Source organism: Citrobacter sp. Cpo045 (genome assembly GCF_030332875.1).
Taxonomy (GTDB): domain Bacteria; phylum Pseudomonadota; class Gammaproteobacteria; order Enterobacterales; family Enterobacteriaceae; genus Citrobacter; species Citrobacter portucalensis.
This window is the reverse complement of sequence record NZ_JAOWGZ010000102.1, coordinates 1-26248: the sequence shown is the minus strand read 5'-3', so window position 1 is coordinate 26248 and position 26248 is coordinate 1. Positions and strand designations below refer to the sequence as shown.

The following is a 26248-nucleotide window of genomic DNA, read 5'->3' as shown; positions in this document are numbered from 1 at the left end:
TCCTGTATTCAGGTTTTCAGAAAGTTTTGGCTGTAGGCTGCCAGTGACAAAAATCTTCATTGGCGACCAGCAGTAGCTGCGACCCTTCGGGCGCTTCCAGCCATGCCACACTCACCTCTACGGATGAATGTCTCTGGCGGCGCTCGATATGGTTTATCGCCCACGACTCCAGGTCTGGCTTCAGCGTTTCACCTTCACAGGTTGTGACCGTGTTATCCGCATGCCAACGTCCCTGACGCAATATCACCCGCCCCTGACGCAGCGCATCGCTGGTCTGGCGAATTTGATCGGCTCGATAGCGGTAAAGCGCGATTTGATCGCTGGAAAGCTGCTGCTTTTGCCCGTCGACTTCACGCTGCATGAAGCTCAGTTCGCCCCGGTCATCGAAGCGTATACGGACATGTTCAGCCGGTTTACTGTAAACGTTGAGTTCTATCAGAGAGAGCGAATCACCCTGCCAGCGGTATTCACTGGTAGTGGTTTCGCCTTTACGCCACGGACTAAATACCGAGAGCAAGTGAACATCGTCACCGGAGTCTTTACGCCAAATGCGTACCGCCCCCTGATCGCCAACATAGCCGCTGGCCGTGAAAGGAGGAAGCTCAGAATGGCTACCGCAGGCAGACAGTAACAGAACACCTGAAAGCCAAAGCGTATGACGCCAGATGGACAAAAGGGGCGAAACCGCCCCTTCGTTAAAACTGTTCACTGCCACGCGAATTACTTAACCGCGTCTTTCAGTGCTTTACCAGAAACAAATGCCGGTACGTTAGCTGCGGCGATTTTGATTTCTTTACCGGTCTGCGGGTTGCGGCCAGTGCGCTCAGCACGGTGGTTCACTTTGAAGGTACCGAAACCAACCAGTTGTACAGCATCGCCTTCTTTCAGAGACTCAGTAATAGCAGCCAGAGTGGATTCCAGAGCAGCTTTAGCCTGTGTTTTAGACAGTTCTGCTTTGTCTGCAATTACATCAATCAGTTGAGTCTTGTTCATAAGTTATCCTTACAATGTGTTTATCGCTTGCTAAGCATCGAGTGCGACGGAAATGCCAGAAAAGCACTCTCCTGCATACACGCACCGATAGCCACTTTTTTTCGCCCCCCAAATGTAGACCAGACCGGGGGCGGATGGGAAGCCTTCAGGCACGACAAATCAGGCGTTAAATCACGTTTTGTGGTGTCATTGCTGAAAATTTATACCAATATTGCTCTCGCCAGCCTCGCGCAGGTCTGCACGCAGCCCTTTTATCAGCTCAATATCGCGTTCTTCACAGTCGGCTAAAAGTCGGAAAATTTCCCACTGAATATCCCATTCTTGCTCAACGGCAGGGTTTTCTTTGAGCTCTTCATCGGTCATTTCACGACCAGCCTGAGTCATTTCCAGCATCGCAACCGTCGTAATCGAAGCCTTACTAACTTCGATTGCATGCTCCAGCGTTTCACCGCTAAGACGCGAATGCATCAGTTCGCTTAATGCCACACAAGCATCAATCGCCGGATAAACACCGTACAGATCGTAATCGTCTGCAGAAGGAATGGCCTCTTCAAATTTTTCCAGCTGGCTGTCGAAATTGATTTTCGCGTCTTTAACCGTCAGCGCTTCCCAAATCAGATCCAGAATTCGGCGGTAAATCTGTCCATCGCCAAATTCAGTTTGCTTGCAGAACATGGCGTAGTTTGGGTACATGCGTTCGCACAGACAAGCCATAAACGTGACGTGCTGCCAGCTTTCCAGCTTCTCCAGACGCAGGTGAATCGGATTTTGTAACATGATGAGTTCTCAAATACGGAAATTAGCCGCAGTTTACCCGATATGGGGCGTTTTTGCTGCAAGCCGAGTAAAAGCCGGGCGTTCGGATGCCACTGCATCTGCCCAGCGTGTGGGTTCCGGCAAACGATAGCCGTTCATACAGCGTTGAACCCACGCCAGTGCGCTGTCCATACTCACGCGGTGGCCCGTGGAAATAAACAACGGGTTACAGCGCGCTTTGCTGCGCCAGACCCATGCCAGTTGTTCGCCTTTATCCAGCAACGGCGCTAGCGCACCAGGTTCAGCAGCGAGCGATTCAAACTTGCCGCACAACCGTTTTTTCGCCACGCCGATCGTTGGTACGTCCACCAGCAGGCCAAAATGGCTGGCCACGCCCAGACGACGCGGGTGAGATATGCCATGACCATCAACGAACAGCAGATCTGGCTTGTGCGAGAGCAGTTGCCAGGCGGCCATCAGCGCGGGAGTTTCACGAAAGGAGAGAAAACCGGGAATGTAGGGCATGGTGGTGGCGATACGCGCCACCTTGTATTCGACCAGTTCAAGCGTGGGATACTTCAGTAAGACCATCGCGGCTCGCGTCACTTCGCCACCCTGCTCAAACCCAACGTCCGCCCCGCCGATCAGATCCGGCGGATCGTTCTTCAGACGATCCTCGCGGATCACTGAAGAAGCCAGTTCAAGCTGCTGCGCGCGTAATGACGCGAGATCCATGATGACTCCTTAGCGGTGGTACTGTTCGGACAACCGATGTACCGCCTCCACAAAGACACCCGCATGTTCTGGCGGGACGTCCTGATGAATGCCGTGGCCCAGGTTAAAGACATGCCCTTCACCCTGACCAAATCCGGCCAGAATTGTCGCCACCTCTTCTTCGATGCGGGCTGGCGGCGCATACAGCATGGACGGATCCATATTGCCCTGGAGCGCCACTTTATGACCTACACGACGACGCGCATCGGCAATGTCAGTGGTCCAGTCGAGACCTAACGCATCACAGCCGGTTTCCGCCATCGCTTCCAGCCACTGACCACCGCCTTTGGTAAACAGGGTCACCGGTACGCGACGACCTTCGTTCTCGCGCAGCAGGCCATCAACGATTTTGTGCATGTAGTACAAAGAAAACTGCTGATAGTCGCGACCGGTCAGCACGCCACCCCAGGTGTCGAAAATCATCACCGACTGCGCACCCGCTTTGATCTGCGCGTTCAGGTACAGCGTGACGCTCTTCGCCAGCTTACCAAGCAGCAGATGCAGCGCTTTGGGGTCGGCGTACATCATCTTTTTAATCACGGTGAAGGCTTTGCTGCTGCCGCCTTCAACCATGTAGGTCGCCAGCGTCCACGGGCTACCGGAGAAGCCGATCAGCGGCACTTCGCCTTTCAGTTCACGGCGGATAGTGCGCACCGCGTTCATCACGTACCCCAGCCCATCTTCCGGGTCCGGGATCGGCAGTTTGTCGACATCAGCCTTGCTGGTAATCGGAGAGGTGAAGCGTGGGCCTTCTCCTGCTTCAAAATACAGCCCGAGTCCCATCGCATCCGGGATCGTCAGGATATCCGAGAAGAGGATCGCGGCATCAAGTTTATAGCGACGCAGCGGCTGCAGCGTGACTTCGCAGGCCAGCTCGGCATTTTTGCACAGCGCCATAAAATCGCCCGCTTCGGCACGGGTAGCTTTGTATTCCGGTAAATAGCGGCCTGCCTGGCGCATCATCCATACCGGAGTGACATCAACGGGCTGGCGCAGCAGCGCACGCAGATAACGATCGTTCTTCAGTTCGGTCATTTTTGCAGTTCCTTATTGCGTCAGTCCATCAGTGTATCACCACTCGCTCTTTACTCGTACTCAGCCCGACACATTGCCACAGTGTCTTCAATCAATCGACGCGCGACAGTACCCGGCGGGGGTAAGAGCGGTAAGTCGTCATAGCGATACCAGTTCGCTTCCAGCAGCTCTTTCGGGTCGATGACGATTTCGCCGCTATCATACTCCGCCATAAATGCGGTCATCAAAGACTGCGGGAACGGCCATGGCTGAGAAGTGACATAGCGCAGGTTTTTCACCTTGATGCCGCTTTCTTCCATGACTTCACGCGCCACCGCCTGTTCTAAGGTCTCACCTACTTCGACAAAACCCGCCAGTACGGTATGCACACCGTTACGATGGCGAACATGTTGGGCAAGCAGGATGGAATCATCTCGGCGAATAGCGACGATTATGCACGGGGCAATTTGCGGGTAATAACGTTCACGGCAGTGGCTACAGAGCATCGCCCACTCCGTTTTACTCGGGTGCATGGGATGGCCGCAGTAGCCGCAGAATTTATGCGAGCGATAGAACTCCGCCAGCTGTACGCCGCGTCCGGCCAGTTGAAACAGGCCAACGTCCTCGTCAATGACCTGGCGCACCGACCCCATATCGTGTCGACGCTGCTGCTGCACCAGCCAGACAGTCTCCCCTTCCCACTCGCCTATTGGCAGCGCGCGCTGACCAATCAGATCAAAACGGGCTGCGTCGCCATAAGGTAGCTCGCCATGAGGTAACCATAACTTTTGCTCATGACTGACGATCCACCAGCCGCTATCTAATTTTTCAATTATACGATCCATATCTCTTGCGCAACCTTTGCTTCACAGGCATGTTGTTTACATTATTTTTACATTTACGGGTGAGCAGTTCCTAAACACCATCTTGCGGAGTCAATCATGCTAAACCAGCTGGAAAGCCTGACGGAGCACGTCGGAGGAAGTAATAAACTGGTTGATCGCTGGCTACATGTACGTAAGCACCTGCTCGTGGCTTACTACAATCTGGTTGGCATTAAGCCTGGCAAAGAATCGTACATGCGACTCAATGAAAAAGCGCTGGATGATTTTTGTCAGAGCCTGGTCGATTACCTCTCCACCGGACACTTCAGTATTTATGAACGTATTCTCCATAAATTGGAAGGGAACGGGCAGCTTTTAAAAGCCACAAAAATTTGGCCGCTGCTGGAAGCCAATACGCAGCTGATCATGGACTACTATGACTCCAGCCTGGAAACTGCGATTGATCATGATAACTTCCTTGAATTTCAACAGGTTTTATCGAATCTTGGCGAGGCACTGGAAGCCCGATTCGTGCTGGAAGATAAGTTGATCATGCTGGTATTTGACGCAATGCACGAGAGTAACACTCTCAAACGTCATGCTTGAGATTTGCGGCATTAACGCGTAGTTTACATTCATTACCTCTTTACTGAGGTTACTTCTTGTCGGAGTGCTTATTTTCCACAGCAGCATGAGTGGAAAAGGCTGAGACCGTTAATTCGGGATCCGCGGAACCTGATCAGGTTAAAACCTGCGAAGGGAACAAGAGTCAATCTACAATAGCATCGCCTCCGGGCGAGCTTCTCTCTTGCTTCATCCGTCGTCTGACAAGCCATATCCTTACTTTTATTTGGAATGAGCTATGTCTGCCACTACTAAACCATCACGCCGCGAACAGCGCGCTCAAGCCCAACACTTTATCGATACCCTGGAAGGGACCGCCTTCCCTAACTCAAAACGCATTTATATTACCGGTTCGCAGCCGGATATCCGCATTCCGATGCGCGAAATTCAGCTCAGCCCAACGCTGACTGGCGGCACAAAAGACAACCCGCAGTTCGAAGAGAACGAAGCCGTTCCGGTATACGACACCTCCGGACCGTATGGCGATCCTGACGTGGCGATTAACGTCCAGCAGGGTCTGGCAAAGCTGCGCCAGCCGTGGATTGCGGCGCGTAACGATAGCGAAGAATTAGACGACCGGAGTTCCGCTTATACCAAAGAACGTCTGGCCGACGATGGCCTGGACGAGCTGCGTTTCACCGGCCTGCTGACGTCAAAGCGCGCCAAAGCGGGTAAGCGAGTCACCCAACTGCACTACGCCCGCCAGGGAATAGTGACCCCGGAGATGGAGTTCATCGCCATCCGTGAAAACATGGGCCGCGAGCGCATTCGCAGTGAAGTGCTGCGTCACCAGCATCCGGGGATGAACTTTGGTGCACGCCTGCCGGAAAACATCACGCCGGAATTCGTGCGTGATGAAGTGGCCGCGGGCCGTGCGATTATTCCTGCCAACATTAACCACCCGGAATCCGAGCCGATGATTATCGGTCGCAACTTCCTGGTGAAGGTTAACGCCAACATTGGTAACTCTGCCGTCACCTCCTCCATTGAAGAAGAGGTAGAGAAGCTGGTGTGGTCGACGCGCTGGGGCGCTGACACGGTGATGGATCTCTCCACCGGTCGCTATATCCACGAAACCCGCGAGTGGATCCTGCGTAACAGTCCGGTACCGATCGGTACTGTGCCGATCTACCAGGCGCTGGAGAAGGTCAACGGGATCGCCGAAGATCTCACCTGGGAAGCCTTCCGCGACACGCTGCTGGAGCAGGCCGAACAGGGCGTCGACTACTTCACCATTCACGCGGGCGTGCTGCTGCGCTACGTGCCGATGACTGCCAAACGCCTGACCGGCATTGTCTCACGCGGCGGTTCAATTATGGCGAAATGGTGCCTTTCTCATCACAAAGAGAACTTCCTGTACGAACATTTCCGCGAGATTTGCGAAATCTGCGCCGCCTACGATGTCTCTTTGTCGCTAGGTGACGGCCTGCGCCCGGGTTCAATTCAGGATGCGAACGACGAAGCGCAGTTCTCCGAGCTGCATACGCTGGGCGAGCTGACCAAAATCGCCTGGGAATACGACGTGCAGGTGATGATAGAAGGTCCAGGTCATGTGCCCATGCATATGATCCAGCGCAACATGACCGAAGAGCTGGAGCACTGCCATGAAGCACCGTTCTACACTTTAGGACCGTTGACCACCGATATCGCACCGGGCTACGACCACTTCACTTCCGGGATCGGTGCGGCGATGATCGGCTGGTTTGGCTGCGCGATGCTGTGCTACGTCACGCCAAAAGAGCACCTCGGCCTGCCGAACAAAGAAGATGTTAAACAAGGGTTGATTACCTACAAGATTGCCGCCCATGCAGCTGACTTAGCAAAAGGTCATCCGGGCGCGCAGATCCGCGATAACGCCATGTCGAAAGCGCGCTTCGAATTCCGCTGGGAAGACCAGTTTAACCTCGCGCTCGACCCGTTCACCGCCCGTGCCTACCACGATGAAACCCTGCCACAAGAATCCGGTAAGGTCGCCCACTTCTGCTCCATGTGCGGGCCGAAGTTCTGCTCGATGAAAATCAGCCAGGAGGTTCGCGACTACGCTGCCGCACAAACGATTGAAGTCGGCATGGCAGATATGTCGGAGAACTTCCGCGCCAAAGGCGGCGAAATCTACCTCAAAAAAGAGGAGGCGTAATGTACCAGCCTGATTTCCCGACCGTGCCGTTTCGCCTCGGGCTTTACCCGGTGGTGGACAGCGTGCAATGGATTGAACGCTTGCTGCAGGCGGGCGTACGCACGATCCAACTGCGCATTAAAGATAAGCGTGATGAAGAGGTCGAAGCCGACGTTATGGCCGCCATTGAACTGGGGCGTTGCTATGACGCCCGTCTGTTTATCAACGACTACTGGCGTCTGGCAATTAAGCACCGCGCTTACGGCGTACATCTGGGCCAGGAAGACCTTGAAACCACCGACCTGAAGGCGATTCAGGCGGCGGGGCTACGCCTGGGGGTCTCCACTCACGATGATATGGAGATCGACGTCGCGCTCGCCGCCAAGCCTTCTTATATCGCGCTGGGTCATGTTTTCCCCACGCAAACCAAACAGATGCCTTCAGCCCCGCAGGGACTCACGCAACTGGCAAACCATATTGAACGATTAGCGGATTACCCGACCGTCGCCATTGGCGGTATCAGCCTTGAGCGCGCCCCGGCGGTACTGGCGACCGGCGTCGGCAGCATTGCCGTGGTCAGCGCCATTACCCAGGCGGCTGACTGGCAGGTCGCCACGACCCAACTACTGGATATCGCGGGAGTGGGCGATGAATGACCGCGACTTTATGCGCTACAGCCGCCAGATCCTGCTCGGCGATATCGCCATTGAAGGCCAACAAAAGCTGCTCAATAGCCATGTGCTAATTGTCGGTTTAGGCGGGTTAGGTTCGCCTGCCGCGCTGTATCTGGCGGGAGCAGGCATCGGAAAATTGACGCTGGTAGACGATGACGACATTCATCTGAGCAACCTGCAGCGCCAGATCCTGTTTACCACTGATGATATCGCACGTTCAAAATCGCAGGTTGCCCAGCAGCGCCTGACGCGGCTCAACCCAGATATCGAGCTGGTGTCACTCCAGCAGCGACTGAAAGGCGATGCGCTTCGGCATGCGGTAGCGCGTGCCGATGTGGTGCTCGACTGTACCGATAACATGGCCACGCGCCAGGAAATTAACGCCGCCTGCGTAACGCTCAACACCCCGCTCGTCACCGCCAGCGCCGTCGGCTTTGGCGGCCAACTGATGGTGCTGACGCCCCCGTGGGAACAAGGATGTTACCGCTGCCTGTGGCCGGACGATGTAGAGCCCGAACGCAACTGCCGTACCGCCGGTATCGTCGGACCGGTTGTGGGCGTGATGGGCACCCTGCAGGCGTTGGAAGCGATTAAATTGCTCAGCGGTATTGAGACGCCCAGCGGAGAGCTACGCCTGTTTGACGGTAAAACCAGCCAGTGGCGCAGCTTCGCACTACGACGCGCCAGCGGCTGCCCGGTATGCGGAGGGCAACATGCAGATTCAGTTCAATGATGAGCCGATGCAGTGCGCCGAAGGACAAACCGTCAGTGGGCTGCTCACTGCGCTTAATCAGCTTAAACCGGGCGCGGCGCTGGCGCTCAATCAGCAGATCCTCCCGCGCGAGCAGTGGGAGCAGCAAATCGTGCAGGAAGGCGACCAGATCCTGCTTTTTCAGGTTATTGCAGGGGGTTGATATGTTACGTATTGCCGACAAAACGTTTGATTCGCATCTGTTCACCGGCACCGGAAAATTTGCTTCATCGCAGCTGATGATCGAGGCGATTCGCGCCTCCGGCAGCCAACTGGTAACGCTGGCCATGAAGCGCGTGGATTTGCGTCAGCACAACGATGCCATTCTGGCGCCGCTGGTAGACGCTGGTGTGACGCTGTTGCCCAACACTTCGGGGGCAAAAACCGCTGAAGAGGCGATTTTTGCTGCCCAGTTGGCGCGTGAAGCGCTGGGCACAAACTGGCTGAAATTAGAAATCCACCCGGACGCCCGCTGGCTGTTACCCGATCCAATCGAAACATTGAAAGCCGCAGAAGTACTGGTGAAAAAGGGCTTCGTGGTACTGCCTTACTGTGGCGCAGATCCGGTGCTGTGCAAACGACTGGAAGAAGTAGGCTGTTCTGCAGTCATGCCGCTCGGCGCGCCCATCGGTTCTAATCAGGGGCTGGAAACCAAAGCGATGCTGGAGATTATTATCCAACAGGCGACCGTGCCGGTGGTGGTTGATGCAGGCATCGGCGTCCCCAGCCACGCCACGCAGGCGCTGGAAATGGGCGCCGACGCGGTGCTGGTCAATACGGCAATCGCGGTAGCCGACAGCCCGGTGATGATGGCAACCGCCTTCCGCCTGGCCGTTGAAGCTGGCTTGCTGGCACGCCAGGCGGTACCAGGAAGCAAAAGTTCGCAGGCAAGTCCCACCAGCCCGTTAACCGGATTCCTGGAGGCCTTCGCATGAAAACGTTCAGCGACCGCTGGCGACAGCTGGACTGGGATGACATCCGCCTGCGTATCAACGGTAAAACCGCCGCTGACGTGGAGCGCGCCCTCAACGCTTCGCATCTTAGTCGCGACGATCTGATGGCATTGCTCTCTCCTGCCGCCGCCGATTATCTGGAGCCGCTGGCGCAGCGGGCGCAGAAGCTCACCCGTCAGCGTTTTGGTAACACGGTGAGCTTTTACGTGCCGTTGTATCTCTCCAACCTTTGCGCCAACGACTGCACCTACTGCGGTTTTTCGATGAGCAACCGTATCAAACGCAAAACGCTGGACGAAGATGAGATAATACGGGAGTGTGCGGCTATCCGTGAGCTGGGCTTTGAGCATCTGCTGCTGGTCACCGGTGAACATCAGGCAAAAGTGGGGATGGATTACTTTCGTCGCCATTTGCCCGCCATTCGCCGCCAGTTCGCCTCTTTACAGATGGAGGTACAGCCGTTGTCAGAGGCTGAATATGCAGAGCTGAAGACGCTGGGGCTGGATGGCGTAATGGTGTATCAGGAGAGTTATCATGAGGCAACTTACGCTCGTCACCATTTAAAAGGGAAAAAGCAGGATTTCTTCTGGCGCCTGGAAACGCCGGACAGGCTGGGCCACGCAGGGATCGACAAAATCGGTCTTGGCGCGTTGATTGGTTTGTCCGACAGCTGGCGGGTTGATTGCTATATGGTGGCTGAACATCTGCTATGGATGCAGCAGCATTACTGGCAGAGCCGTTACTCTATCTCCTTCCCTCGCCTGCGCCCATGCACCGGAGGCGTTGAACCTGCATCGATCATGGATGAGCGACAGTTGGTCCAGACCATTTGCGCGTTTCGTTTACTGGCGCCAGAAATTGAGCTGTCGCTCTCCACCCGCGAATCGCCATGGTTTCGTGACCATGTGATCCCGTTGGCGATCAACAACGTCAGCGCCTTCTCAAAAACCCAGCCCGGTGGTTATGCCGATAACCACCCCGAACTGGAACAGTTCTCCCCGCACGACGATCGTCGCCCAGAAGCCGTTGCTGAAGCACTCATGGCCCAGGGTTTACAGCCCGTGTGGAAAGACTGGGACAGCTATCTGGGGCGCGCTTCACAGGTACCGTAGGTCAGGAGCAATCGCATAAACAAAAAAACCCGCTTTCGCGGGTTTTTTCTTCACTGACACTTAACTGCTCGGGCTCTGGCCTTCATCGCTATCGTAAGCGCTCGTGAAATTATCGGCGATTACAGCGCGACAACGTTAACAGCAGACGGGCCTTTAGCGCCATTCTCCACGGAGAACTCCACCTTTTGACCTTCATCTAACGTTTTAAAATCGTTACTCTGGATAGCGGAGAAATGCACAAACACATCCTTGCTACCGTCCTGAGGAGTGATAAAGCCGAAGCCTTTATCAGAGTTAAACCATTTTACTAAACCAGTCATTTTGTTAGACATAGATACTTCCTTTCATGTTTTTGAGCCGCTTATGCAGCGAAGATGGCCTGTTTTGCAGAAATTAACTTATGGGGCACTTAGGGAGGAGGCTCATGAAGAAGAGTATCTGAGGATAACGCTTGAACTGAGAACTGCTTTACTAAAACTGCTTGCATAAGGTCTGTGTTCCAAACCGATGCCGCTATAGTAGACCTACTTCTAATCATTAAGCAAGCATTAATTTTTTTAATACTCACTGAGTGATGCAATGTTGAACCATCGCGGCTAAGCATCCTGGATAACAGCTTGATCTACAATGAACAAAAGCCCCGACTATTGCAGTCAGGGCTTTACGTTACTACACACTTCAAATTTAACATTAATAAACTTAACGATTTAATACTGCTGATGGTACTACTTTAAAATGTACACGTTTACTACAGATAATATTGGATATTGATACTAACTGAAGCTTTCCTCTATTTACCGTTAAACACATTCCACCCGCTTGATAATAGAACTCAAGGCTGGTGACCTAAACAAGTACACTTCCCCTCGCGACATATACTCTTTGATGCGTTGCCTTATTTCCCTTGTGATAACCAGAAAAGCAGAAATCACAAACATTTACTATAAAATCATGGCGTTACATCGTCGCGTTTTACTGACTTTTTGCGATTAGATATATCAACTACGTGGCCTGAAAGCATTGTCGAAGTGAAAAAATAGCGTTTTCAGCATCGACTATCCCATACAAAAAATACTTCGTGGCCTTTATCGCAAACCCCAATCAAGCTCTACTAACACTTACTACGTTAACAGCAAACTACAATTTCTCCGCTGTTAAGTATTAACATACGGGTTTAAAAAACGCTGTCAATACTGTTTTTTATAACATGTATTTATTGACAGTAATTATATATTCCAGCATGTGATAAGCGAGTCAAAAAGCCGCTGGCCCTGGTCCAGATCGCAGGGTTCCGCCTCTTTTTGTAACCGGTTTCAGAAAAAGCGGCTTTCTTTGTGATGCCTTGCACACAATCGTTGCAAAGCAGTTGTTGCTATGGCTGGCTCGCGATAATTATCAACTCACACATGTTGATCGAGACTGCTTATGAAAAACATCGTTTTATGCTGTGCCGCCGGAATGTCCACCAGCATGCTGGTGCAAAGGATGAAAGATGCCGCCCAGAAAAAAGGCGTCGACGTCACTATCAAAGCCGTCCCGGTGGCCGAGTTTGAAGAGAATATCGCTACAGCGGATATCGTTTTGCTCGGTCCACAGGTTAAGTATGAACAGGCCAAGCTACAGGCGATCGCCGACCCACTAGGCAAAAAGGTCGCCGTTATCGACATGATGGATTACGGCATGATGAAAGGCGATGCGGTACTGGATAAGGCGCTGAAACTACTGGAGTGATGGTATGGAAGAGTTAGAAACGATCATCATGGAGTTATTGGTAAACGCTGGCGCTGCACGCAGCCAGGCCCTGACGGCACTGCAACTGGCGCGTAAGGGTGATTTCGCCGGTGCAGAACAAGCGATGACGGAATCACGCGAGTACGTCAAACAAGCGCATAAAATCCAGACCCAGCTGATCGGTATTGACGAGGGCACCGGCAAACTACCGGTTAATCTCATCACCGTCCATTCGCAGGACCACCTGATGAATGCCATGGTGATTCAGGATCTGGCCGGCGATATGATTGAGCTTTATCGGCGGTTACCACCGATAAGTTAATGACACTGCCGGATGGCTTCGTAGACCTGATAAACGCCATCAGAAATAACATAGACATAAAAAAACCCGCCGAAGCGGGTTTTTTATTATGGTCGGCAACGATTAATCGTTGTCAGAACCGCCCAGGCCTGCGTTCAGCAGTTCTGCCAGGCTGGCAGACGCATCTTCAGCAGTTACCTGCGGTGCAGCTGGCAGTTCGCCCGCTGCGCGACGGCGCATACGATCCTGGTGGTACGCATAACCAGTACCTGCCGGGATCAGACGACCCACGATGACGTTCTCTTTCAGACCGCGCAGTTCATCACGTTTACCTGCAACAGCTGCTTCGGTCAGGACACGCGTGGTTTCCTGGAACGATGCTGCAGAGATGAAGGACTCGGTTGCCAGAGACGCTTTGGTGATACCCAGCAGATCGCGGGAGAACGTTGCACCCACTTTGCCGTTCGCTTCCAGCTCGCGGTTTGCGATCTTGACGCGGGAGTATTCAACCTGCTCGCCTTCCAGGAAGTCGGAGCTACCAGCGCTTTCGATGGTGGCTTTACGCAGCATCTGACGAACGATAACTTCGATGTGTTTATCGTTAATCTTAACACCCTGCAGACGGTATACGTCCTGAACTTCGTTAACGATGTAACGAGTTACAGCATGCACACCACGCAGACGCAGGATGTCGTGCGGCGCTTCCGGACCGTCGGAAACCACGTCACCACGTTCTACACGTTCACCTTCGAACACGTTGAGCTGACGCCATTTCGGAATCATCTCTTCGTACGGTTCGCTACCGTCTACCGGGGTGATAACCAGACGACGTTTACCTTTGGTTTCTTTACCGAAGGAAATGATGCCGCTGATTTCAGCCAGGATTGCCGGCTCTTTCGGACGACGTGCTTCGAACAGGTCCGCAACGCGCGGCAGACCACCGGTGATATCCTTGGTACCGCCGGATTCCTGCGGAACACGCGCCAGGGTGTCACCAGAGCTGATCTGTACGCCATCTTCCAGCTGAACAATCGCTTTACCCGGCAGGAAGTACTGAGCAGGCATATCGGTGCCTGGGATCAGAACGTCGTTGCCCTGAGCATCAACAATTTTCAGTGCCGGACGCAGGTCTTTACCACCCGCAGTACGCTCTGCAGAATCCAGAACCACCAGAGAAGACAGACCGGTCAGCTCGTCGGTCTGACGAGTAATGGTCTGGCCGTCGATCATGTCAGTGAAGCGGACGAAACCACTCACTTCGGTGATAACCGGCATGGTGTGCGGATCCCAGTTTGCTACGGTTTCGCCGCCAGCAACCTGTTCGCCATCACCTTTCGCCATAACGGAGCCGTAAGGCACTTTATAGCTTTCTTTGGTACGGCCGAATTCGTCGATCAGTTTCAGTTCGGTGTTACGTGAGGTGATAACCAGTTTACCGCTGGAGTTCACAACCGACTTCGCGTTGCTCAGACGGATGCTACCTTTGTTTTTCACCTGGATGCTGGATTCAGCAGCCGCACGAGATGCCGCACCACCGATGTGGAACGTACGCATCGTCAGCTGTGTACCCGGTTCACCGATGGACTGTGCCGCGATAACGCCGATTGCTTCACCTTTGTTGATGATGTGGCCACGCGCCAGGTCACGACCATAGCAGTGCGCACATACACCAAAGTCGGTGTCACAAGATACAACGGAACGGACTTTAACGGAGTCAACGGAGTTCTCTTCCAGCAGATCACACCACTGTTCGTGCAGCAGCGTGTTGCGTGGAACCAGAATATCCGCCGTACCCGGCTTCAGAACGTCTTCAGCAGTTACACGACCCAGAACGCGATCGCGCAGCGGCTCTTTAACATCACCACCCTCGATAACCGGGGTCATGGTGATGCCTTCCAGAGTGCCGCAATCGTCTTCAGTAACAACCAGGTCCTGCGCGACGTCAACCAGACGACGAGTCAGATAACCGGAGTTCGCTGTTTTCAGTGCGGTATCCGCCAGACCTTTACGAGCACCGTGAGTAGAGATGAAGTACTGGAGTACGTTCAGACCTTCACGGAAGTTCGCGGTGATTGGCGTTTCGATGATGGAGCCATCTGGCTTCGCCATCAGACCACGCATACCGGCCAACTGACGAATCTGTGCTGCAGAACCACGCGCACCGGAGTCGGCCATCATGTAGATGCTGTTGAAGGAAACCTGCTGCTCTTCTACGCCGTCACGGTTAATAACGGTTTCGGTTTGCAGGTTATCCATCATCGCTTTGGATACACGATCGTTCGCCGCAGCCCAGATATCGATAACTTTGTTATAGCGTTCGCCTGCGGTTACCAGACCAGACTGGAACTGCTCCTGGATCTCAGCAACTTCAGCTTCCGCTTCAGAGATGATCTCGTGTTTCTTCTCTGGGATGACCATGTCATCAATACCAACAGATGCACCTGAACGCGCTGCATATGCAAAGCCGGTGTACATTGTCTGGTCAGCGAAGATAACGGTCGGCTTCAGGCCCAGAATGCGGTAACAGGTGTTCAGCATTTTGGAGATAGCTTTCTTGCCCAGCGCCTGGTTGACGATGGAGAAAGGCAGACCTTTCGGTACGATCATCCACAGAATGGCACGGCCAACGGTCGTGTCTTTCAGGCTGGTTTTCGCAACGAATTCGCCGTTTTCATCTTTTTCATATTCGGTGATACGCACTTTAACGCGCGCATGCAGAGAGGCCAGACCTGCGCGATAGATACGCTCAGCTTCTTTCGGGCCAGTCAGCACCATGCCTTCGCCTTTGGCGTTAACACAGTCACGGGTCATGTAGTACAGACCCAATACAACGTCCTGAGACGGAACGATGATAGGTTCGCCGTTCGCCGGAGACAGGATGTTGTTGGTAGACATCATCAGCGCACGCGCTTCGAGCTGGGCTTCCAGCGTCAGCGGTACGTGAACAGCCATCTGGTCACCATCGAAGTCGGCGTTATATGCCGCACAAACCAGCGGGTGCAGCTGGATAGCTTTACCTTCGATCAGTACCGGTTCAAATGCCTGGATACCCAGACGGTGCAGTGTTGGTGCACGGTTCAGCAGTACCGGGTGTTCGCGGATAACTTCGTCCAGGATATCCCAAACGACAGCTTCTTCACGCTCAACCATTTTCTTAGCGGCTTTGATGGTGGTGGCCAGGCCACGCAGTTCCAGCTTGCCGTAGATGAACGGTTTGAACAGTTCCAGTGCCATTTTCTTCGGCAGACCGCACTGATGCAGACGCAGGTATGGACCTACGGTGATTACAGAACGACCGGAGTAGTCGACACGCTTACCGAGCAGGTTCTGACGGAAACGACCCTGCTTACCTTTGATCATGTCGGCCAAAGATTTCAGAGGACGTTTGTTAGAACCGGTGATCGCACGACCGCGACGACCGTTATCCAGCAGGGCGTCAACCGCTTCCTGCAGCATACGTTTTTCGTTGCGTACGATGATATCCGGCGCAGCCAGATCCAGCAGACGCTTCAGACGGTTGTTACGGTTGATAACGCGACGATACAGATCGTTCAGATCCGACGTTGCGAAACGACCGCCATCCAGCGGAACCAGCGGACGCAGATCTGGCGGCAGAACCGGCAGAACGGTCAGGATCATCCACTCTGGCTTGTTGCCAGACTGTACGAAGGCTTCCAGCAGTTTGATACGCTTGGTCAGCTTCTTACGCTTGGTTTCGGAGTTGGTTTCGTTCAGCTCTTCGCGCAGAGTTTCACACTCTTGCTCCAGATCCATGCTCTTCAGCAGGGCCTGAATAGCTTCCGCACCCATCTTCGCGTCGAATTCGTCACCGAACTCTTCCAGCGCGTCCAGATACTGCTCTTCAGTCAGGATCTGTTGACGTTCCAGGTTAGTCATACCGCCTTCGATAACTACATAAGATTCGAAGTACAGTACGCGCTCGATATCGCGCAGTGGCATATCAAGCAGCAGACCGATACGGGACGGCAGAGATTTCAGGAACCAGATGTGAGCAGTCGGAGACGCCAGCTCGATGTGGCCCATACGCTCACGGCGTACTTTAGTCTGGGTCACTTCAACGCCGCACTTCTCACAGATCACACCACGGTGTTTCAGGCGCTTGTACTTACCGCACAGGCACTCGTAGTCTTTTACCGGCCCAAAGATACGGGCGCAGAAAAGGCCGTCACGTTCAGGTTTGAACGTACGGTAGTTAATGGTTTCCGGCTTCTTAACTTCACCGAAAGACCATGAACGGATCATGTCTGGCGAGGCCAGAGCAATTTTGATCGCATCAAACTCTTCGGTTTTAGTCTGCGCTTTCAGAAACTTTAATAAATCTTTCACGGATTTGCTCCCGTCGGAGTTAGCACAATCTGGCGCTGGCTGTTACGCCAGCACCAGTGACCTGTTTGATCGAGAGTTACTCGTCTTCCAGCTCGATGTTGATACCCAGCGAACGAATCTCTTTCAACAGTACGTTGAAGGATTCCGGCATGCCTGGTTCCATCTGATGGTTGCCGTCCACGATGTTTTTATACATCTTAGTACGACCGTTCACGTCATCAGACTTAACGGTGAGCATTTCCTGCAGGGTGTATGCTGCGCCATATGCTTCCAGCGCCCACACTTCCATCTCCCCGAAGCGCTGACCACCGAACTGCGCCTTACCACCCAGCGGCTGCTGAGTAACCAGGCTGTAAGAACCGGTAGAACGCGCATGCATCTTGTCATCAACCAGGTGGTTCAGTTTCAGCATGTACATGTAGCCAACGGTAACCTGGCGCTCGAATTGCTCACCGGTACGACCGTCGAACAGTGTGATCTGACCGGAAGTCGGCAGGCCACCCAGCTGTAACAGTTCCTTGATTTCAGACTCTTTCGCACCGTCGAATACCGGCGTTGCGATCGGCATACCTTTTTTCAGGTTTTCAGCCAGACGCAGAACTTCTTCATCGCTGAAGGTATTCAGGTCAACTTTCTGACGAACATCTGAACCCAGATCGTAAGCACGCTGGATGAATTCGCGCAGTTTCGCGACTTCTTGCTGCTGTTTCAGCATGGCGTTGATCTTATCGCCGATACCTTTTGCAGCCATACCCAGGTGGGTTTCAAGGATCTGACCGATGTTCATACGCGATGGTACGCCCAGCGGGTTCAGTACGATATCTACCGGCGTACCGTTAGCATCGTGTGGCATATCTTCGATCGGGTTGATCTTAGAGATTACACCCTTGTTACCGTGACGACCTGCCATCTTATCACCAGGCTGGATCCGACGTTTAACCGCCAGATACACCTTAACAATCTTCAGCACGCCCGGTGCCAGATCGTCGCCCTGAGTGATTTTACGGCGTTTCGCTTCGAGTTTTTTCTCGAATTCGTGTTTCAGTTCGTCGTACTGCTCAGCCAGTTGTTCCAGCTGATTCTGTTTCTCTTCGTCGGTCAGGCCGAGTTCTAACCAGCGGTCACGCGGCAGTTTGTCGAGCTTCTCAGCTTCAACACCACCGGAAACCAGCACAGCGTAGATACGGCTGAACAGGCCAGCTTCGAGGATCTGCAGTTCTTCAGACAGGTCTTTTTTCGCCTGCTTCAGCTGCATCTCTTCGATTTCCAGCGCACGTTTGTCTTTTTCTACGCCATCGCGAGTAAAGACCTGAACGTCGATAATCGTACCGGAAACACCGTTTGGCACGCGCAGAGAAGAGTCTTTAACGTCAGACGCTTTCTCACCGAAGATCGCACGCAGCAGCTTCTCTTCTGGCGTCAGCTGGGTTTCACCTTTCGGTGTTACCTTACCAACCAGAATGTCGCCACCGGTCACTTCCGCACCGATATAAACGATACCGGATTCATCCAGTTTGGAGAGCGCAGCTTCACCCACGTTCGGGATGTCAGCGGTGATCTCTTCTGGCCCCAGCTTGGTGTCACGGGACACACATGCCAGTTCCTGAATGTGGATGGTGGTGAAACGGTCTTCCTGGACAACACGCTCGGATACGAGGATGGAGTCTTCGAAGTTGTAACCATTCCATGGCATGAATGCCACGCGCATGTTCTGACCCAGCGCCAGTTCACCGAGGTCGGTGGACGGACCGTCTGCCAGCACATCACCACGTTCAACCGGCTCGCCCAGAGATACGCAAGGCATCTGGTTGATACAGGTGTTCTGGTTAGAACGGGTGTATTTGGTCAGGTTATAAATGTCGATACCTGCTTCGCCCGGGTACATCTCGTCTTCGTTAACTTTGATAACGATACGGGAAGCATCCACGTACTGAACAGTACCGCCACGTTTAGCAACTGCAGTAACACCGGAGTCAACGGCAACAGCACGTTCCATACCGGTACCAACCAGCGGCTTATCAGCGCGCAGAGTCGGAACCGCCTGACGTTGCATGTTCGCACCCATCAATGCACGGTTGGCGTCATCGTGTTCCAGGAACGGGATCAGGGACGCACCGACGGATACCACCTGCTGGGTGGATACGTCCATGTAGTCAACCTGGTCGCGGCTGAACAAGCTGGATTCGCCTTTGCTACGGCAGGTAACCAGATCTTCTACAAAGTGGCCTTCGTCATCCAGGTTGGAGTTCGCCTGAGCGATAACGTAGTTGCCTTCTTCGATAGCAGAAAGGTAATGAATTTCGTCAGTTACAACACCGTCGGTCACTTTACGGTACGGAGTCTCGAGGAAGCCGTATTCGTTAGTCTGTGCATACACGGACAGGGAGTTGATCAGACCGATGTTCGGACCTTCAGGCGTTTCGATTGGACATACGCGACCGTAGTGAGTCGGGTGTACGTCTCGAACTTCGAAACCTGCGCGTTCACGGGTCAGACCGCCTGGGCCGAGTGCAGAGATACGACGTTTGTGCGTAATCTCAGACAGCGGGTTGTTCTGGTCCATAAACTGAGACAGCTGGCTGGAACCAAAGAACTCTTTCACTGCTGCAGAAATCGGCTTGGCGTTGATCATATCCTGAGGCATCAGGGTATCCAGATCGCCCAGAGACAGACGCTCTTTCACCGCACGCTCAACACGTACCAGGCCAACGCGGAACTGGTTTTCCGCCATTTCGCCTACGGAACGGATACGACGGTTGCCGAGGTGGTCGATATCATCGACTTCGCCTTTACCGTTACGGATATCGATGAGCTTCTTCATCACTTCGATGATGTCGTCTTTGCTCAGGATACCGGAACCTTCGATTTCGTCGCGCAGCAGAGAACGGTTGAACTTCATACGACCAACCGCAGACAGGTCATAGCGGTCTTCGGAGAAGAACAGGTTCTCGAACAGGCTTTCAGCAGCTTCACGAGTCGGCGGCTCACCAGGACGCATCATGCGGTAGATTTCTACCAGTGCGCTCAGACGATCGTTGGTTGGGTCAACACGTACAGTTTCAGAAATGTACGGACCGTGGTCCAGATCGTTAGTGAACAGCGTTTCGATGCGCTTGTGACCAGACTGGCTCAGCTTAGCCAGCAGATCCAGGCTCAGCTCCATGTTAGCTGCGCAGATCAGCTCGCCAGTAGATTCGTCAACGTAGTCTTTAGCCGCAACTTTACCAGCAATGTATTCAACCGGAACTTCGATATGTTTGATATCGTCTTTTTCCAGTTGGCGAATGTGGCGCGCAGTGATGCGACGGCCTTTTTCGACGTAGACTTTGCCGTTAGCTTCAATGTCAAAGGAGGCGGTTTCACCACGCAGGCGTTCCGGCACCAGTTCCATCTGCAGCTTGTTGTCGCGAATTTCGAAAACAACTTTTTCAAAGAACAGGTCAAGGATCTGCTCAGTGGTGTAGTTCAGTGCACGCAGAATAATGGTCGCAGGCAGTTTACGGCGACGGTCAATACGTACGAACAGGTTGTCCTTCGGATCGAATTCGAAGTCCAGCCAAGAACCACGGTAAGGGATGATGCGCGCGTTATACAGCACTTTACCCGAAGAGTGGGTTTTACCTTTGTCGGAGTCAAAGAAGACGCCAGGACTACGGTGCAGCTGAGAAACGATAACACGCTCAGTACCATTGATTACAAAGGTACCGTTGTCAGTCATGAGCGGAATTTCGCCCATGTAGACTTCTTGTTCTTTAATGTCTTTTACGGTGCCTTCCGGCGCTTCGCGCTCGTAGATCACCAGACGCAGTTTTACGCGCAGCGGTGCGGAATAGGTCACGCCACGGATCTGACATTCCTGAACGTCAAACACCGGTTCGCCAAGGCGGTAGCTGACGTATTGCAGCTCGGAATTACCGCTGTAGCTCTGAATCGGGAAAACGGAACGGAAAGCTGCTTCCAGACCATACTGCCCTTCAGGATCTTGCTCGATGAACTTCTGAAACGAGTCAAGCTGGATAGAAAGGAGATAAGGTATGTCCAACACTTGTGGACGTTTACCAAAATCCTTACGAATACGTTTTTTCTCGGTATAGGAGTAAACCATTAGGGTTCCTCAGCTCGCTGACAAGTCGACCCATCTGTCCGACGAAGGGACAGTTTGTGCAACACTATTTTGTTGACCGGAAAATCGAATACTTTCCGCAATGCCTGTTGCTATCACGCTTAAACCATTTCATTGCGATTTACACAGAACTGATGCTCTGTCGCAGTATATTAAGACGTCGATAGAAACAAGCATTGAAAGGCACAGCAGTAGTCAAACAGTGTGAAATGCTACTGGCGCCTTACAGCGCAAAAAGGCTGGTGACTAAAAAGTCACCAGCCATCAGCCTAATTTCTTAGGCTGCAACCAGAAAAGTTGGCTTATTTAACTTCAACTTCAGCGCCAGCTTCTTCCAGAGATTTTTTCAGTGCTTCTGCGTCGTCTTTGCTGATGCCTTCTTTCAGGGCAGCCGGAGCAGATTCTACCAGGTCTTTAGCTTCTTTCAGACCCAGGCCAGTTGCGCCACGTACTGCTTTGATTACAGCAACTTTGTTAGCGCCAGCAGCTTTCAGAATTACGTCGAATTCAGTTTTTTCTTCAGCAGCTTCAGCCGGGCCAGCAGCTACAGCTACAGCAGCAGCAGCGGAAACACCGAATTTTTCTTCCATTGCAGAGATCAGTTCTACAACGTCCATTACGGACATAGCGGATACTGCTTCAATGATTTGATCTTTAGTGATAGACATTTAAATTGTTCCTGAAAATCAGAATAAGTTTATACGTAAGCAGATGCTTGAGAAAGATAACTGCGATTAAGCAGCTTCTTTCGCATCGCGTACAGCAGCCAGAGTACGAACCAGTTTGCCAGCCGAAGCTTCTTTCATGGTTGCCATCAGGCGTGCAATTGCTTCTTCGTAGGTCGGCAGAGTTGCCAGGCGATCGATTTGCGATGCCGGGATCAATTCACCTTCAAAGGCTGCGGCTTTGACCTCAAATTTTGCATTCGCTTTCGCGAACTCTTTGAACAGACGAGCAGCAGCGCCCGGGTGTTCCATAGAGTATGCAATCAGGGTCGGACCAACAAACGTGTCTTTCAGGCACTCGAACTGAGTACCTTCAACGACGCGGCGCAGCAGGGTGTTACGAACAACACGCATGTATACGCCAGCTTCACGACCTGCTTTACGCAGTTCAGTCATTTTATCTACAGTTACGCCACGGGAATCCGCAACTACTGCAGACAGCGCGCCTTTGGCTACTTCGCTGACTTCAGCAACAATCGCTTGTTTGTCTTGAAGATTTAAAGCCATTAGCTTTGCTCCTGGATGTTTGCCGGAACTCATGTTCCGGAACTCACTTCACTCTCCCCAACGGAAAGAGCGTCTAAATACGGTGAGCAGAAACAAGCCAGAGTATCAGAAATAATCTTAGCGTTCTGTCACCGTCTACGCAGGGCATTAAGTTTCTTACGAAACACCTGCGGTCTTCGACGGAGGCCTGGATAGGCCAGGCTCCAACGAACAAATCTTGTCTATGACTTCGCCCTTTGAACTGTAACCGCGTTAGCTGCTCTCGTTCACACCGGTCATGTAGTTAACTACACTCCCGGCGATTCACTCAATTGCTGCCTTGCTACAATTCAAATGACTCGCATAGAGTTCTGTTTATTTAAACAGAAACGTGGGGGTAAGATTGTAGACAAAATCACCGCCCACGTAAAGGCGAATATTAGTTCGCCACAGTCGCAGTCAGACCGGACTGATCAACGGCAACACCAGCACCCATGGTGGTGGAGATGCTAACTTTCTTGATGTACACGCCTTTAGCCTGAGTCGGTTTCGCTTTTTTCAGCGCAACCAGCAGAGATTCCAGGTTTTCTTTCAGTTTGTCAGCGTCAAAATCCACTTTACCGATGGTGGTGTGGATGATGCCGTTTTTGTCGTTACGGTAACGAACCTGACCTGCTTTAGCGTTCTTAACTGCTTCAGCAACGTTAGGGGTTACAGTACCAACTTTCGGGTTTGGCATCAGGCCGCGCGGGCCCAGAACCTGACCCAGCTGGCCAACAACGCGCATTGCATCCGGGGAAGCAATAACAACGTCAAAGTTCATTTCGCCTTTCTTGATCTGGTCAGCCAGATCTTCCATACCTACCAGCTCAGCGCCTGCAGCTTTAGCAGCTTCAGCGTTTGCGCCCTGGGCAAATACGGCTACGCGAACGGAACGGCCAGTACCGTGCGGCAGTACAGTTGCACCACGTACGTTCTGGTCAGATTTACGAGCGTCGATGCCGAGGTTAACGGCAACGTCTACGCTTTCTACGAATTTAGCAGTGGCCAGCTCTTTCAGCAGAGCAATAGCTTCGTTGATGTCGTACTGTTTAGTTGCATCAACTTTGTCACGGATCACGCGCATACGCTTGGTCAGTTTAGCCATTTCTTAGTCCTCCACTACCAGGCCCATGGAACGTGCAGTACCTTCAATGGAGCGAGTCATCGCTTCAATGTCGGAACCAGTCATGTCGGCAGCTTTGGTCTGCGCGATTTCCTGCAGCTGAGCGCGGGAAATTTTACCCACTTTGTCTTTGTTCGGCTTGCCGGAACCAGACTTGATACCAGCCGCTTTCTTCAGCAGAACTGCTGCCGGAGGCGTTTTGGTAACGAAAGTGAAAGAACGGTCAGCGTAAACGGTGATAACAACCGGGATCGGCAGACCTTTTTCCATGGAATCAGTTTTTGCGTTGAACGCTTTGCAGAATTCCATGATGTTCACGCCTTGTTGACCCAGTGCTGGACCTACCGGCGGACTCGGGTTAGCCATACCAGCTGCAACCTGCAGCTTGACGTAGGCCTGGACTTTCTTAGCCATTCTAAATTCCTCTAGTTGGGTTATAGCGCCTCAAGGAGGCTCCCCGTGATTAAATTCGTTTTACGGACAGGGCCCATAAAAACAAAAGGCGCGAAATTGTATTCCAATCTCGCGCCTTGTGCAACGATTAAATCGCCGCTTTTTTGATCGCTGTTTAGGCTTTTTCTACCTGGGCAAAGTCCAGTTCTACCGGGGTCGCACGACCGAAGATAGAAACAGAGACTTTCAGGCGGGACTTCTCGTAGTCCACTTCTTCAACCACGCCGTTAAAGTCAGCAAACGGACCGTCACTAACGCGAACCATTTCACCTGGCTCAAACATCGTTTTCGGACGCGGTTTATCGCCAACCTGCTGCAGACGGTTCATGATCGCATCAACTTCTTTGTCGCTGATCGGCGCCGGACGGTCAGATGTACCGCCGATAAAGCCCATCACACGCGGCACGCTGCGCACCAGGTGCCAGCTTGCGTCATTCATCACCATCTGGACCAGTACATAGCCCGGGAAGAATTTACGTTCGCTCTTGCGACGCTGGCCACCACGGATTTCGACCACTTCTTCGGTCGGCACCATGACTTCGCCAAACAGCTCTTCCATATTTTGTAACTTGATATATTCGCGCAGCGACGTGGCTACGCGGCCTTCAAAACCGGAAAACGCCTGAACGACGTACCAGCGCTTTTTAGGGGCTTCAGACATCTTAGAACCTCAGGCCAGTGATAAAGGATACCAGGCGAACCAGAATACCATCCAGTCCCCACAGGATCAGTGACATTACTGCGGTAACCGCAGCCACAATTAATGTGGTGTGCAATGTTTCCTGGCGAGTTGGCCAAATGACCTTACGGACTTCGGTTCTCGCTTCACGGGCAAAAGCAACGGTCGCTTTACCTTTTGTTGTCAACAGCGCGACACCACCCGCTGCGGCAATCAGAATCACTACGGCCAGCGCACGCAGCGGCAGCATCATGTCACGATAGAGGTAGTTGCCAACGATAGCTACAAGCAGCAATACAGCGACAACAACCCACTTCATCGCTTCCAGGCCGCGCCCGCTTCCTTGAGCTTCGGTATTCGCACTCATAAACCAACCTGTCAGAAGTATTCTACAAACATTTTCACCCCGCGTAAGCGAGGCGATCCAAACCGAAATGCTCTGGTGCGTTTCGGACTAAACGCCCTCTTCAGAGCCTGTCTCAGCAATGATTATGACAAAAAAAATCACTGATGAGCCAGGTTCTGGTGTGAAAGCGTGCAAAAAGGGCATCAAATGATGCCCTTTTATTGCGCATTGCGTCAAATGTTATTCGGCAATTAGCTCATTACTTTGGCAACAACGCCCGCACCAACAGTACGGCCGCCTTCACGGATTGCGAAACGCAGACCGTCGTCCATCGCGATTGGGTGGATCAGGGTAACAACCATTTTGATGTTGTCGCCCGGCATTACCATCTCTACGCCTTCCGGCAGTTCGATGGTACCAGTCACGTCAGTAGTACGGAAGTAGAACTGCGGACGGTAGCCTTTGAAGAACGGAGTATGACGGCCGCCTTCGTCTTTGGACAGAATGTACACTTCAGATTCGAACTTGGTGTGCGGCTTGATAGAGCCCGGCTTAGCCAGTACCTGACCACGTTCGATTTCTTCACGTTTGATACCACGCAGCAGAACACCAACGTTCTCACCAGCACGGCCTTCGTCCAGCAGTTTGCGGAACATTTCAACGCCAGTACAGGTAGACTTAGCAGTCTCTTTGATACCAACGATTTCAACTTCTTCACCAACTTTGATGATACCGCGCTCTACACGACCGGTAACAACGGTACCACGACCGGAGATGGAGAATACGTCTTCGATAGGCAGCAGGAACGGTTTGTCAATCGCACGCTCTGGTTCTGGGATGTAAGAATCCAGGAAGCCAGCCAGTTCGATGATTTTCGCTTCCCACTCTGCTTCGCCTTCCAGCGCTTTCAGAGCAGAACCACGAACGATCGGAGTGTCGTCGCCCGGGAAATCGTACTGAGACAGAAGTTCACGGACTTCCATTTCTACCAGTTCCAGCAGCTCTTCGTCATCAACCATGTCGCATTTGTTCAGGAACACGATGATGTACGGAACGCCTACCTGACGACCCAGCAGGATGTGCTCACGAGTCTGCGGCATCGGGCCGTCAGTCGCAGCAACAACCAGGATCGCGCCGTCCATCTGCGCAGCACCGGTGATCATGTTTTTAACATAGTCGGCGTGGCCCGGGCAGTCTACGTGTGCGTAGTGGCGAGTCGGGGTGTCATATTCAACGTGAGAAGTGTTGATGGTGATACCACGAGCTTTTTCTTCCGGCGCGTTATCGATCTGGTCGAATGC

25 protein-coding genes and 1 riboswitch are annotated in these 26248 nt (G+C 52.8%); of the genes, 9 read left to right on the top strand and 16 right to left on the bottom strand.

Features of this window, described 5'->3' with window-relative positions; translation table 11 throughout:
- Nucleotides 1–16: 16 nt before the first annotated feature.
- From OGY13_RS15880 to nudC, 6 genes are all read right to left on the bottom strand, one after another.
- Nucleotides 17–709, bottom strand: a complete 693-nt coding sequence (locus OGY13_RS15880) for a DUF1481 domain-containing protein (RefSeq protein ID WP_032945667.1) — start codon at nucleotides 707–709, stop codon at nucleotides 17–19.
- Between the two features lie 11 nt (nucleotides 710–720).
- The gene (hupA, locus tag OGY13_RS15875) at nucleotides 721–993 is read right to left on the bottom strand and encodes a nucleoid-associated protein HU-alpha (RefSeq protein ID WP_001044509.1); all 273 of its coding nucleotides are present in this window, start codon (nucleotides 991–993) and stop codon (nucleotides 721–723) included.
- A 186-nt stretch (nucleotides 994–1179) separates the two neighbouring features.
- Nucleotides 1180–1770, bottom strand: coding sequence for a YjaG family protein (locus OGY13_RS15870; RefSeq protein ID WP_003842015.1), 591 nt, complete (start codon nucleotides 1768–1770; stop codon nucleotides 1180–1182).
- A gap of 33 nt (nucleotides 1771–1803) precedes the next feature.
- The gene (gene nfi, locus OGY13_RS15865) at nucleotides 1804–2484 is read right to left on the bottom strand and encodes a deoxyribonuclease V (RefSeq protein ID WP_048237131.1); all 681 of its coding nucleotides are present in this window, start codon (nucleotides 2482–2484) and stop codon (nucleotides 1804–1806) included.
- Between the two features lie 9 nt (nucleotides 2485–2493).
- Nucleotides 2494–3558, bottom strand: a complete 1065-nt coding sequence (gene hemE / locus OGY13_RS15860; RefSeq protein WP_213753018.1) for a uroporphyrinogen decarboxylase — start codon at nucleotides 3556–3558, stop codon at nucleotides 2494–2496.
- Nucleotides 3559–3608: 50 nt separating this feature from the next.
- Complete coding sequence (gene nudC, locus OGY13_RS15855; RefSeq protein WP_213753019.1) at nucleotides 3609–4382, bottom strand: NAD(+) diphosphatase; 774 nt, start codon at nucleotides 4380–4382, stop codon at nucleotides 3609–3611.
- A gap of 96 nt (nucleotides 4383–4478) precedes the next feature.
- Here nudC and rsd point away from each other — a divergent pair, with 96 nt between their 5' ends.
- From rsd to thiH, 7 genes are all read left to right on the top strand, one after another.
- Nucleotides 4479–4967, top strand: a complete 489-nt coding sequence (gene rsd, locus OGY13_RS15850) for a sigma D regulator (protein WP_213753020.1) — start codon at nucleotides 4479–4481, stop codon at nucleotides 4965–4967.
- A 50-nt stretch (nucleotides 4968–5017) separates the two neighbouring features.
- A riboswitch (TPP riboswitch) is annotated at nucleotides 5018–5140 on the top strand.
- Nucleotides 5141–5223: 83 nt separating this feature from the next.
- A complete protein-coding gene (gene thiC, locus OGY13_RS15845; protein WP_213753021.1) occupies nucleotides 5224–7122 on the top strand; it encodes a phosphomethylpyrimidine synthase ThiC in 1899 nt (632 codons plus the stop codon).
- Nucleotides 7122–7757, top strand: coding sequence for a thiamine phosphate synthase (thiE, locus tag OGY13_RS15840; protein ID WP_213753022.1), 636 nt, complete (start codon nucleotides 7122–7124; stop codon nucleotides 7755–7757). The genes thiC and thiE overlap by 1 nt, the downstream gene beginning before the upstream one ends.
- A complete protein-coding gene (locus OGY13_RS15835) occupies nucleotides 7750–8508 on the top strand; it encodes a HesA/MoeB/ThiF family protein (protein WP_048237128.1) in 759 nt (252 codons plus the stop codon). Before thiE ends, OGY13_RS15835 begins: the two co-directional genes overlap by 8 nt.
- Nucleotides 8489–8689 carry a sulfur carrier protein ThiS gene (gene thiS / locus OGY13_RS15830; RefSeq protein ID WP_016155307.1) on the top strand — a complete coding sequence of 67 codons (201 nt, stop codon included), beginning with the start codon at nucleotides 8489–8491 and terminating at the stop codon, nucleotides 8687–8689. Before OGY13_RS15835 ends, thiS begins: the two co-directional genes overlap by 20 nt.
- A gap of 1 nt (nucleotide 8690) precedes the next feature.
- Entirely contained in the window at nucleotides 8691–9461 is a 771-nt protein-coding gene (gene thiG, locus OGY13_RS15825) for a thiazole synthase (protein ID WP_213753023.1), read from the top strand.
- The gene (thiH, locus tag OGY13_RS15820; RefSeq protein WP_213753024.1) at nucleotides 9458–10591 is read left to right on the top strand and encodes a 2-iminoacetate synthase ThiH; all 1134 of its coding nucleotides are present in this window, start codon (nucleotides 9458–9460) and stop codon (nucleotides 10589–10591) included. The genes thiG and thiH overlap by 4 nt, the downstream gene beginning before the upstream one ends.
- A gap of 119 nt (nucleotides 10592–10710) precedes the next feature.
- Here the strand turns inward: thiH and cspG are convergent, their stop codons facing one another.
- Nucleotides 10711–10923 (bottom strand): cold shock protein CspG, encoded by a 213-nt coding sequence (gene cspG, locus OGY13_RS15815; protein ID WP_003033098.1) that lies wholly within the window; start codon nucleotides 10921–10923, stop codon nucleotides 10711–10713.
- Between the two features lie 1093 nt (nucleotides 10924–12016).
- Here cspG and OGY13_RS15810 point away from each other — a divergent pair.
- Both OGY13_RS15810 and OGY13_RS15805 read left to right on the top strand, forming a co-directional pair.
- Entirely contained in the window at nucleotides 12017–12322 is a 306-nt protein-coding gene (locus tag OGY13_RS15810) for a PTS sugar transporter subunit IIB (protein WP_003033102.1), read from the top strand.
- 4 nt (nucleotides 12323–12326) lie between these two features.
- Nucleotides 12327–12644, top strand: coding sequence for a PTS lactose/cellobiose transporter subunit IIA (locus OGY13_RS15805; protein WP_213753025.1), 318 nt, complete (start codon nucleotides 12327–12329; stop codon nucleotides 12642–12644).
- 102 nt (nucleotides 12645–12746) lie between these two features.
- Here OGY13_RS15805 and rpoC read toward each other — a convergent pair whose 3' ends face one another.
- The 9 genes from rpoC to tuf all read right to left on the bottom strand — a co-directional run.
- Entirely contained in the window at nucleotides 12747–16970 is a 4224-nt protein-coding gene (gene rpoC / locus OGY13_RS15800; protein WP_003826919.1) for a DNA-directed RNA polymerase subunit beta', read from the bottom strand.
- A gap of 76 nt (nucleotides 16971–17046) precedes the next feature.
- Nucleotides 17047–21075: a DNA-directed RNA polymerase subunit beta gene (gene rpoB, locus OGY13_RS15795; protein WP_003033111.1), complete on the bottom strand. Its 4029-nt coding sequence runs from the start codon at nucleotides 21073–21075 to the stop codon at nucleotides 17047–17049.
- A gap of 320 nt (nucleotides 21076–21395) precedes the next feature.
- Nucleotides 21396–21761, bottom strand: a complete 366-nt coding sequence (gene rplL / locus OGY13_RS15790; RefSeq protein ID WP_003033114.1) for a 50S ribosomal protein L7/L12 — start codon at nucleotides 21759–21761, stop codon at nucleotides 21396–21398.
- 66 nt (nucleotides 21762–21827) lie between these two features.
- On the bottom strand, nucleotides 21828–22325 hold the full coding sequence (gene rplJ / locus OGY13_RS15785; RefSeq protein ID WP_001207203.1) for a 50S ribosomal protein L10: 498 nt from the start codon (nucleotides 22323–22325) through the stop codon (nucleotides 21828–21830).
- 418 nt (nucleotides 22326–22743) lie between these two features.
- Nucleotides 22744–23451 (bottom strand): 50S ribosomal protein L1, encoded by a 708-nt coding sequence (rplA, locus tag OGY13_RS15780; RefSeq protein ID WP_003033119.1) that lies wholly within the window; start codon nucleotides 23449–23451, stop codon nucleotides 22744–22746.
- A 3-nt stretch (nucleotides 23452–23454) separates the two neighbouring features.
- The gene (gene rplK / locus OGY13_RS15775) at nucleotides 23455–23883 is read right to left on the bottom strand and encodes a 50S ribosomal protein L11 (protein ID WP_003033122.1); all 429 of its coding nucleotides are present in this window, start codon (nucleotides 23881–23883) and stop codon (nucleotides 23455–23457) included.
- A gap of 154 nt (nucleotides 23884–24037) precedes the next feature.
- Nucleotides 24038–24583: a transcription termination/antitermination protein NusG gene (gene nusG / locus OGY13_RS15770; protein ID WP_003033125.1), complete on the bottom strand. Its 546-nt coding sequence runs from the start codon at nucleotides 24581–24583 to the stop codon at nucleotides 24038–24040.
- A gap of 1 nt (nucleotide 24584) precedes the next feature.
- On the bottom strand, nucleotides 24585–24968 hold the full coding sequence (gene secE / locus OGY13_RS15765) for a preprotein translocase subunit SecE (RefSeq protein ID WP_003033128.1): 384 nt from the start codon (nucleotides 24966–24968) through the stop codon (nucleotides 24585–24587).
- A gap of 230 nt (nucleotides 24969–25198) precedes the next feature.
- Nucleotides 25199–26248, bottom strand: a 1050-nt coding sequence (gene tuf, locus OGY13_RS15760) for an elongation factor Tu (RefSeq protein ID WP_063942044.1), incomplete at its 5' end; no start/stop codon positions are given.

Coding starts and splice junctions, on each gene's coding strand:
- rsd (WP_213753020.1), top strand. CDS start 4,479: ATGCTAAACCAGCTGGAAAGCCTGACGGAGCACGTCGGAGGAAGTAAT.
- nusG (WP_003033125.1), bottom strand. CDS start 24,583: ATGTCTGAAGCCCCTAAAAAGCGCTGGTACGTCGTTCAGGCGTTTTCC.
- OGY13_RS15870 (WP_003842015.1), bottom strand. CDS start 1,770: ATGTTACAAAATCCGATTCACCTGCGTCTGGAGAAGCTGGAAAGCTGG.
- OGY13_RS15810 (WP_003033102.1), top strand. CDS start 12,017: ATGAAAAACATCGTTTTATGCTGTGCCGCCGGAATGTCCACCAGCATG.
- rpoB (WP_003033111.1), bottom strand. CDS start 21,075: ATGGTTTACTCCTATACCGAGAAAAAACGTATTCGTAAGGATTTTGGT.
- thiC (WP_213753021.1), top strand. CDS start 5,224: ATGTCTGCCACTACTAAACCATCACGCCGCGAACAGCGCGCTCAAGCC.
- cspG (WP_003033098.1), bottom strand. CDS start 10,923: ATGTCTAACAAAATGACTGGTTTAGTAAAATGGTTTAACTCTGATAAA.
- thiE (WP_213753022.1), top strand. CDS start 7,122: ATGTACCAGCCTGATTTCCCGACCGTGCCGTTTCGCCTCGGGCTTTAC.
- OGY13_RS15805 (WP_213753025.1), top strand. CDS start 12,327: ATGGAAGAGTTAGAAACGATCATCATGGAGTTATTGGTAAACGCTGGC.
- thiS (WP_016155307.1), top strand. CDS start 8,489: ATGCAGATTCAGTTCAATGATGAGCCGATGCAGTGCGCCGAAGGACAA.
- thiH (WP_213753024.1), top strand. CDS start 9,458: ATGAAAACGTTCAGCGACCGCTGGCGACAGCTGGACTGGGATGACATC.
- nfi (WP_048237131.1), bottom strand. CDS start 2,484: ATGGATCTCGCGTCATTACGCGCGCAGCAGCTTGAACTGGCTTCTTCA.
- rplA (WP_003033119.1), bottom strand. CDS start 23,451: ATGGCTAAACTGACCAAGCGTATGCGCGTGATCCGTGACAAAGTTGAT.
- rplJ (WP_001207203.1), bottom strand. CDS start 22,325: ATGGCTTTAAATCTTCAAGACAAACAAGCGATTGTTGCTGAAGTCAGC.
- hupA (WP_001044509.1), bottom strand. CDS start 993: ATGAACAAGACTCAACTGATTGATGTAATTGCAGACAAAGCAGAACTG.
- nudC (WP_213753019.1), bottom strand. CDS start 4,382: ATGGATCGTATAATTGAAAAATTAGATAGCGGCTGGTGGATCGTCAGT.
- hemE (WP_213753018.1), bottom strand. CDS start 3,558: ATGACCGAACTGAAGAACGATCGTTATCTGCGTGCGCTGCTGCGCCAG.
- OGY13_RS15835 (WP_048237128.1), top strand. CDS start 7,750: ATGAATGACCGCGACTTTATGCGCTACAGCCGCCAGATCCTGCTCGGC.
- secE (WP_003033128.1), bottom strand. CDS start 24,968: ATGAGTGCGAATACCGAAGCTCAAGGAAGCGGGCGCGGCCTGGAAGCG.
- rplL (WP_003033114.1), bottom strand. CDS start 21,761: ATGTCTATCACTAAAGATCAAATCATTGAAGCAGTATCCGCTATGTCC.
- rplK (WP_003033122.1), bottom strand. CDS start 23,883: ATGGCTAAGAAAGTCCAGGCCTACGTCAAGCTGCAGGTTGCAGCTGGT.
- thiG (WP_213753023.1), top strand. CDS start 8,691: ATGTTACGTATTGCCGACAAAACGTTTGATTCGCATCTGTTCACCGGC.